The organism is Mycobacterium sp. TH-M15 (genome assembly GCF_057473705.1).
The window spans coordinates 1-2,198 of record NZ_JBYCLB010000378.1 but is presented as its reverse complement, the minus strand read 5'-3'; the positions used below and the strand labels follow the sequence as shown (position 1 = coordinate 2,198).

Here is a 2,198-nt window from a genome sequence, read left to right as displayed (position 1 = left end):
TGGAGGAGGTGCGCTATCGCTATCTGCACACCGAGCACGATGCGCTGCGACCGATCAGCCTGGAGGTGGGCACAGGTGAACACGTCGCCGTCACCGGCGAAAACGGTTCCGGCAAGTCCACACTCGCGCTGATCCTGGCCGGCCGCGAGCCGACGTCGGGCACTGTCGAACGCCCCGGCTCGGTGGGTCTTGGCCGGCTCGGTGGCACGGCGATCGTTTTGCAGCATTCGGAAAGCCAGGTGCTGGGCACCCGGGTCGCCGACGACGTGGTGTGGGGTCTGCCGCCAGGCAAGGTCACCGACGTCGACCGGTTGCTCGGTGAAGTCGGGCTGGCGGGCTTCGCCGAACGCGACACCGGCGGGCTTTCCGGCGGTGAACTGCAGCGGCTGGCCGTGGCCGGGGCGCTGGCGCGGGAGCCGGCGCTGCTCATCGCCGACGAAATCACCGCCATGGTCGATCAGCGGGGCCGCGAGACGCTGCTGGGCGTGCTGTCCAGCCTGACCGACCGACACAAAACGGCCCTGGTGTACATCACCCATTACAACAACGAAGCCGATTCCGCCGAGCGCACGATCAACCTCAGCGCTTCGCTGGACAACACCGCGATGGTCGAGACCACGACCGCACCGGCGCCGACGGTCACGGTGGGCCACCAATCGGGGGCGCCGATGCTCGAACTCGCCGGCGTCGGCCACGAATACGCCGTCGGCACCCCGTGGGCGAAGACCGCGCTGCGCGATGTCAGCTTCGGGGTGCGTGAGGGCGACGGGTTGCTCATCCACGGCGGCAACGGCTCCGGTAAGTCGACGCTGGCTTGGATCATGGCCGGGTTGACTTCGCCGACCATCGGCGCCTGCCTGCTGGACGGGCGACCCATCGCCGAGCAGGTCGGCGCGGTCGCGCTCAAGTTCCAGGCGGCCCGGCTGCAGTTGATGCGTCCCCGGGTCGACCTGGAAGTCGCTTCGGCAGCCGGCTTTTCCGCCGACGACCACGACCGGGTGACCGCGGCGCTGGCCGTCGTCGGCCTGGAGGCTGCGGTGGCCAAGCGGCGTATCGACCAGCTCAGCGGCGGCCAGATGCGCCGCGTGGTGCTGGCCGGGTTGCTGGCGCGGTCGCCGCGGGTACTGATCCTCGACGAGCCACTGGCGGGGCTGGATGCCGCCAGCCAGCGGCGGTTGCTGCGGCTGCTGGCGGATCGGCGCCGGGACACCGGTCTTACCGTGGTGGTCATCTCGCACGACTTCGCCGGGATGGAAGAGCTGTGCCCGCGCACCGTGCACCTCAACGGCGGTGCGCTGCAAGCGGCCGCGGCCGGGGGCATGTCGTGACCGGGACCGCCTCGGCGAAGCGCCCACCGCGCCCCGTGGTACTGCTGCGCCCGGTGCCCGGGCGTTCCCCGATCCACGAGCTGTGGGCCGGCACGAAATTGATCGTCGTGTTCGCTATCTCGGCGCTGCTGACGATCTACCCGGGCTGGGCGCCGATCGGGCTGTTGGCAGCGCTGGTGCTGGTGACCGCTCGGGTCGCGGGCATTCCGCGCGGCGCAGTGCCGTCGGTGCCGCGCGGACTGTGGATCGTGCTGGCCATCGCCGGCTTCGCGACGGCGCTGGCCGGCGGAGCCCCGATGGTGCACGTGGGCGCCGTCTCACTCGGACTGGGCGGGCTGTTGAACTTCCTGCGCCTGACCGCGCTGTCGATCGTGCTGCTCGGTCTGGGGGCGATGGTGTCGTGGACCACCAACGTCGCCGAAATCGCACCCGCCGTCGCGACGTTGGGCCGGCCGCTGCGGCTGATCCGGATACCGGTCGATGAGTGGGCGGTGGCGGTGGCGCTCGCGCTGCGCACCTTCCCGATGCTGGTCGACGAGTTCCGGGTGCTCCTGGCCGCTCGTCGGTTGCGGCCCAAGCAGCCGGCGCCGACCCGCTGGGCCCGGCTCAAGCGCCTGGTGGGCGAGGTGCTCGACCTGACCGTCGCAGTGGTCACCGTGACGTTGCGGCGCGCCGACGAGATGGGCGATGCGATCACCGCCCGCGGCGGCACCGGCCAGATCTCGGCGTCCCAGTCGGGGCCGAAACGGGCTGACTGGATGTCCCTGTCGATCGCGTCGGTGGTGTGCGCGGCCGCCGTGGCAGCGCAGCTGGCGCTGGCTTAGCGATGAGGCGTCAGCCGGTGAACTGGTAGTCGTCGAGGTTGAAACG

Annotated in this window: 2 protein-coding genes; both read left to right on the top strand. The window is 70.8% G+C overall.

What is annotated here, in order from left to right; translation table 11 throughout:
- Positions 1-1,328 (top strand): ABC transporter ATP-binding protein (locus AC2VNT_RS09335; RefSeq protein WP_486946588.1); only part of this gene is annotated, 1,328 nt, incomplete at its 5' end.
- Positions 1,325-2,152 carry a CbiQ family ECF transporter T component gene (locus AC2VNT_RS09330; protein ID WP_486946587.1) on the top strand — a complete coding sequence of 276 codons (828 nt, stop codon included), beginning with the start codon at positions 1,325-1,327 and terminating at the stop codon, positions 2,150-2,152. The genes AC2VNT_RS09335 and AC2VNT_RS09330, both read left to right, overlap by 4 nt.
- Positions 2,153-2,198 lie beyond the last annotated feature (46 nt).